Source organism: Cecembia lonarensis LW9 (genome assembly GCF_000298295.1).
Taxonomy (GTDB): Bacteria; Bacteroidota; Bacteroidia; order Cytophagales; family Cyclobacteriaceae; genus Cecembia; species Cecembia lonarensis.
The window spans coordinates 22,034-28,149 of sequence record NZ_AMGM01000056.1 but is presented as its reverse complement, the minus strand read 5'-3'; the positions used below and the strand labels follow the sequence as shown (position 1 = coordinate 28,149).

Sequence of the window (6,116 nt, the reverse complement as noted above, 5' to 3'; positions counted from 1 at the left end):
GCCCCTTTTTTAGTGAATAATTTTTGAAAATTACTCTTCAATGGTCATCGAGAAGGTGATATCCCAGTCCACATCACCATCTTGTGCAGAGGAAGTCGGCGTTTTTACTCCAGGCTGATGGGCCAACCATACCCGGAAGGTTCCATTTTGCAATGGTCCACTGGTAGTCCATCGGGTTCTTAAACCAAGGGGAAGGTTATTTTCATCAAAATCTAGGTAATTGATGGCCCCATTTCTATCCTGAATGTTACCGGTTCCAGTTGGGCTGGAAAAGGCATTATTGGTAAACTCAAAGAATACCTGATGCTCATCTGCTTCATCCAGGATTTCTTCTTGAACATCTTCCACTGGCGTTACCAGTCTGTTCAGCATTTCAAAAGTCAATGTATAAGTTGTATTTGCTTTCAGTGTAAAGGGCTGAACAGTAAAACTAGAATTCACGGCCAATCCTCCTGTTGGGTCTTCAGCAAGTGCGCGGACCACGGTTCCATCTTCAGCAGTGAAGATCAGTTCTATATCGGTAAAGATTTCAACTTCATTTTCTTCCTCAGGAGCTTCTGCTTCCTGGCAGGAAAATCCAATTGTAAGGATGAGCATTAGCATCAATAGCTGGGATAGTTTGTTTTGTTTTTTCATAATAGATTAGAATTTATAGTGAACGTTTAATATGATATTTCTTCCTAAGTCGTCTGCAAAAAACCGCATGGCATTGAGGTAGTCTCTATATCGGGTATTGAGCCCATTATGCACCTGAAGACTAAGCCCCATTTTCCCTCTTTCAGCCCTGGCAAATCCATTCAAGAGAAAGTATCCCGGAGGAGGAGCCATGAAGTCAAATATTTCCGAATCCAAATTGATTGTGACATTGCCTTCAATCAGGTCCCTTATTGCAATTTCTCTAGGGGCTTGAAATTGTCTGAAAGTGTACATGGGTTGCAGGGCTACTTCCACGCGATCAAATGGACCAATATTTCTTTTGCTGTATTTCAATTCATAATTGAGGTTGATGGGAGGTTGGTTGATCAAAGGCTCATTTCTTTCCACATTTTGGGACCAAATGAAACTTCCGCCCATGCGGCTTTCCCAGTTGGTATTGTGGCTCCATTCATAGGTCAGATCCACCCCTGTAAAAAAGGCATTGGCTTGGTCAAAAATGTAAGTGGGCATGGGCCCTCTAAGGGTGCCTACTACCCCTATTGGTCTCCAAAAGATAAAATTGGCAATGTAATTGGCATAAAAAGAGGTGCTGAACCTGCTTCTTTGGCCAATTATTTCCAATTCATTGACCCATTTATAGCTTTGCTCCGCTTCTACTTTACTTTCTGACAGTGGAATTACCCTGTCATTCCTTAAGTTTCCTTCGGTATCCTCTTCGTAGCGTAACAAACCAAATAGTTGTCTCGCCTCATGTTGCCCAAAGCTATACAGTTCTGCCATGTTGGGTGGTCTCCAACCAGTACCTAAATTGCTTCTGAATGTGGTACGCTCCGTCAATTGGTTGACGTAACCAATGGCTGCTGAAAAGTTGGAGAAAGTGAACAGATCCGAAAAGGGGACCTGAGTCCTTTCTCTTCCGGCGACTGAGTTGCGTTCGTAGTCATAACGAACCCCGAATTCCCACTCTGATCGCTGGTAACTGAGCGTTTCTACCCAGAAAGCGGAGGCTCTGAAGCTTTCATAATTTGGAATGAACGGTGTGACACTTGTTCCAGGGTTATTTCCATTGGATTGCAGGAGCACTTGGCCCCCAATTACGCCTCTAATTCTGTCTGATAATTGGTGTGTCCAATCTGCCTGTATGTCGTGGGTATTGAGATTCAGATCAATGATCGGTAAATCAGCATTTCTTCTTACATCATATTCTTCACGGGCATTAGATTGGAAGGCGTAGCGGAAACTGAAATAATTCTCTTCTGATGGGTTCCAATCCAATTTGATAGAAGCTAGGTGGTGCGTAACAAATTGGTTGGGTTCATTGATGTCATAAGAAAAATCCCGGATGATTACCGGCCTCTCAGCTTCAAAATTTCTGATCAATGCAGCACCACTGCTACCAATCGAAGCTCGGAGTATACCCAGGTTTTGGCGCATAAAGCTATAATTTCCCCGCAAAACCAAATTGTCCCTGATCCTGTATTTAGCACCTGAATAAAAGCTGTACTCTCTCGCTCCGGTATTAGTTAACATGTAATCCGGGCTATGCCTATCTCCTACAATGTTCACGTTGCCTCCCACATTCCAGCTTAAACGCTCATAACCTTCGGCTAAATTGAAGCCTGCATTAAACCCTCTGCCGTTTGTCTGAAAACCCGAATTAACGGAACCGTTCAACCGTGTTTGAAGTGGTAGACTATGTGATTCTGTGATCACAGCCCCACCCAAAGCATCCGGCCCATACCTTACAGCCGCAGCCCCTTTTACGACTGAGATGGATTCTGCGGCCTGAATATCTATTTCTGGCGCATGGTCAGAACCCCAGTTTTGGAATCCGTGTTTGAACCCATTGTTGAGGATAAGAATTCTGTTGCCGTATAATCCATGTATAATGGGCAGTTGAATATTGGAACCAAAGGAAGCAAAAGAAACACCTTGTATGCCACTTAGTAGGGTTCCCAGCGAGGCGGTAGTATTTCTGCTGATCTCTTCCCGGCCAATATTACTGATAGATAGACTCCGCGTACCCTCATCCCGGATTTTATCCCCCTGAATTTCAACTGCCGAAAGACTGGTTTCGTCAGGTTCCAGGTAGATGCGGTTTTGCTTACCCGGTTCGAGTAGTGTAGTCAGTGCTTTGTATCCCAGATAGCTTATGTTAGCCTTTACCTTTTCGGTTTTAGCAAGATTAAAGCGAAAGCTACCATCACCTTGTGAGGCCTGACGGTTTACTGGATCCGTCTCAATCTGAATGATCGCACCGATCAAGGGTATTTTGCTTTGGGCATCATAGACTGTTCCTTCCAGGGAGGTATTCATCTCCTGTGCCTGTAAAGGGCTTACCAGTAGGAACAGACCAAAAACGCCTAAATACAGGTATTTAGTCATGTTTTGGTGTATTTAATAAAGTCTTGGGAAATGCACGAATACTGCTGACTACCTTTTTATGGCGTCAGACAGATTTAAGCGCAATAGAATTTGATGATTAGCTTAAAACCGGAGGACCTCGTAGAAACTCAGCTCCTAAAAATAGGCTTTCAAAAAGGGGATTCGTATAAACTTCTTCAGCAACATTCGGAATGGAAACTATATTTTCCGGGATATTTACTTCTGGATAAACTACCTGGAAAACGGGATTGGATATCAAATCCCAAAAAATCAGCTCCTCTTCACTGTGCTGATGATCTTCCTCTCCTTGTTGGACAGGGTGGGCATGGCTGATGACTTGCCCATTTGCATCAACGTGATAATGCCTGTTGCTCAGGCCATTCCAAAGCACCATACACCACACCAAAAACGGTGTGAGTGCCAATAATCTGCTATCTCGGATTTTAGTTATCACATCTCAAAACAAGCAAAATAAAATTATTAATGCAACATGGTTGCTTATAAATGTAGCCGATATATGATTTATACTTTAATTCTGCCATTAAGTTTCGTACAGTAAAGAAATTTTTTAATTATTGGATACCCGCGTTTTGCGTGACTTAAGGCACCATCTATTTCGGTTTCAAAGCCGAATTTTGTTTTAGTAATTCACCAAAATCATGATGCGTTCAAGTTTATTCCTTTTCTTGTTGGTATGGAGTTTATTTTCCTGTCAGCCAAAGCCAGTGGATCAACATTTGGAACAGATTCCCAAAGAAAATCTACTGGAAGTACTCTTAGAAGGTAATTTACGTTTTGCCGAAGATCATCCTATTCACCCAGACCAAACTTTAGAGCGGTTGAGAGACCTTAACCAAGGTCAGCACCCTGTAGCTGCAATCATCAGTTGTTCGGACTCCCGTGTTCCCCCCGAATTGGTTTTTGATCAAGGTTTGGGAGATCTTTTTGTGATCCGAAATGCAGGAAATATTGTGAGTGATTATGAAATCGGCAGTGTGGAATATGCAGTGGAGGTATTGGGTGTTCCTTTGGTTATCGTCATGGGGCACACCAACTGCGGAGCTATTCATGCTTTTGCGGATTACGACCATGATCATTCTCATGTTTACCCAGAATATATCCAAAAAATCATTGACTATATCAATGCTGAGGAAGAAGAAAAAGCAATTCCACGAAACATTCCCAATTTCCTGGAAAAAGCAATTGAAGCCAATATTCTTCACGGTGTCCATGAGTTAAAGAAAAATATTCCTCATGCAGATTCTTTAATCGCCCATAATCAACTTAGAATTGTTGGAGCATTGTATGATATGGAAACCGGGAAGGTACGACTGGTTAAAGACGAATAAAATGTGGGAACTTTGAAAATATAATTATTCATTCAATTCGAAATTTTTAAAATCCTATTGCTTAAATTGATGGTAATAATAAATTTTTTCCAACCAAGCGCAGTAGACAATGTTTACCAAGGAAGATTTACTCAGTATCAACTCCAGGAAAGAGCTCTTGGAGTTGGCCAAAAAGAAAAAAATCAAACTCAAAAAAGCCATCAATAGGGCGAAATATGAAGATGAGTTAAGGCTTTTGCAAATAGAACTCGCCCACCTTCAAAATCATATCGAAAAGCATCAATTGAGGGTGGCCATTCTATTTGAAGGAAGGGATGCGGCTGGTAAAGGAGGCTCTATCAAGCGCTTTGTAGAGCATCTCAACCCCCATACTTCCGGAGTGGTAGCCCTGACCAAACCAACAGTGGTAGAGAAGGGGCAATGGTATTTTCAGCGGTACATTGAGGTACTTCCTAATCGAGGAGAAATCAAATTTTTTGACAGAAGCTGGTACAACAGGGCGGTAGTTGAACCGGTGATGGGTTTTTGCACACCGGTACAGTATAAAACCTTCATGGCACAAGTACCAAATTTTGAGCACATGCTCTATGAAGATGGTATCCACATCATCAAATTCTGGTTTGACATTACCAAAGATGAGCAAAAGCTCCGTTTTGATGGCAGAAAAAACAATCCGCTTAAAGAATGGAAATTCAGCCCTGTAGACCAGAAATCTCAAGAATTGTGGGAAGAGAATACCAAGTATAAAGAAAAGATGTTTACCAATACCCACACGGCTTTTTGTCCGTGGATTATCGTGGAAACCAATGATAAATTTACTGCGAGACTGGAAAGTCTGCGCCATGTACTGTCCCAGTTTGAATATGAAGGGAAGGGGAAATCAGGTGCCAATTTACATACTGACCCCAATGTGGTGTACAGGTATTTTAGAAAATCGAAAAACTTAGAACTATAAGATGGAACTTACTCAGGAAGACGTTAAAATATTGAATTCCAATATTGGCCTAAAGCACCTTTTGTCAAAAAAGAAAATAGACTTGAAAAAGGTATTGGAAGAGACAAAGTTCGAATTGGCTTTAAGGGAAATTCAGGCGGAGTTGGTGAAAATGCAATTGTGGATAATTGCCAATAACAAGAAACTGATGGTCCTTTTCCACGGTGGGGATTCATCTGAGAAAAGTGGGATCATCAGGAAAATTTTGGCGCATAATAATCCAAGGCACTACCGTGTGGAGGTGAACCTTCCCCATCTTTCCAAGGAAATGAATGGGGAATGGTACTTCAAAAAGTTTGTGGAAAAACTCCCCCAAGAAGGTGAAATGGTGTTTTGGGATAGGAGTTGGTACAATAGGGCCACCATTGAACCTGTTCATGGCTTATGTACCAAAGCCGAATACGATCAATTTATGGGACAGGTCAATGAATTTGAGTCCATGCTGACAGAAGCTGGGATTACTTTGGTCAAGTTTTATTTCAACATCAGTAAAAAGGAGCAGGCCAGGCGTTTGAAAGAAGTCAAATCAAGCCCATTGACCAAATGGAAGCTTACGCCTTTGGATGAATTGTCAGAGGAGCTATGGGAAGAGTATGAAAAATACAAAGAAGCCATGATGGTCAAAACTAATACTTCCCATGCGCCATGGATAGAAATCAAAAAGGAAAAAAGAGAGGAGGAATTAATTACAGCTGCCAGGCATCTATTAAGCTTAATGCCTTATCATTAGT

The 6,116-nt window shown here is 41.8% G+C and carries 6 protein-coding genes; 3 read left to right on the top strand and 3 right to left on the bottom strand.

All coding sequences use genetic code 11. The annotated features are described in order from the left end of the window. Positions 1–30: 30 nt before the first annotated feature. From B879_RS15085 to B879_RS15075, 3 genes are all read right to left on the bottom strand, one after another. Positions 31–636, bottom strand: a complete 606-nt coding sequence (locus B879_RS15085; protein WP_009186068.1) for a hypothetical protein — start codon at positions 634–636, stop codon at positions 31–33. A gap of 6 nt (positions 637–642) precedes the next feature. After that, a complete protein-coding gene (locus B879_RS15080) occupies positions 643–3,042 on the bottom strand; it encodes a TonB-dependent receptor (protein WP_009186067.1) in 2,400 nt (799 codons plus the stop codon). Between the two features lie 97 nt (positions 3,043–3,139). After that, a complete protein-coding gene (locus B879_RS15075) occupies positions 3,140–3,496 on the bottom strand; it encodes a DUF8478 family putative metalloprotein (RefSeq protein ID WP_157231643.1) in 357 nt (118 codons plus the stop codon). A 205-nt stretch (positions 3,497–3,701) separates the two neighbouring features. Between B879_RS15075 and B879_RS15070 the strand changes: the two genes are divergently transcribed. The 3 genes from B879_RS15070 (at position 3,702) to B879_RS15060 (ending at position 6,115) form a co-directional block, all read left to right on the top strand. Then, positions 3,702–4,391, top strand: a complete 690-nt coding sequence (locus B879_RS15070) for a carbonic anhydrase (protein ID WP_009186065.1) — start codon at positions 3,702–3,704, stop codon at positions 4,389–4,391. A 109-nt stretch (positions 4,392–4,500) separates the two neighbouring features. Then, positions 4,501–5,346 carry a polyphosphate kinase 2 gene (ppk2, locus tag B879_RS15065; RefSeq protein WP_009186064.1) on the top strand — a complete coding sequence of 282 codons (846 nt, stop codon included), beginning with the start codon at positions 4,501–4,503 and terminating at the stop codon, positions 5,344–5,346. 1 nt (position 5,347) lies between these two features. Beyond that, positions 5,348–6,115: a polyphosphate kinase 2 family protein gene (locus tag B879_RS15060; protein ID WP_009186063.1), complete on the top strand. Its 768-nt coding sequence runs from the start codon at positions 5,348–5,350 to the stop codon at positions 6,113–6,115. Position 6,116: the final 1 nt, after the last annotated feature.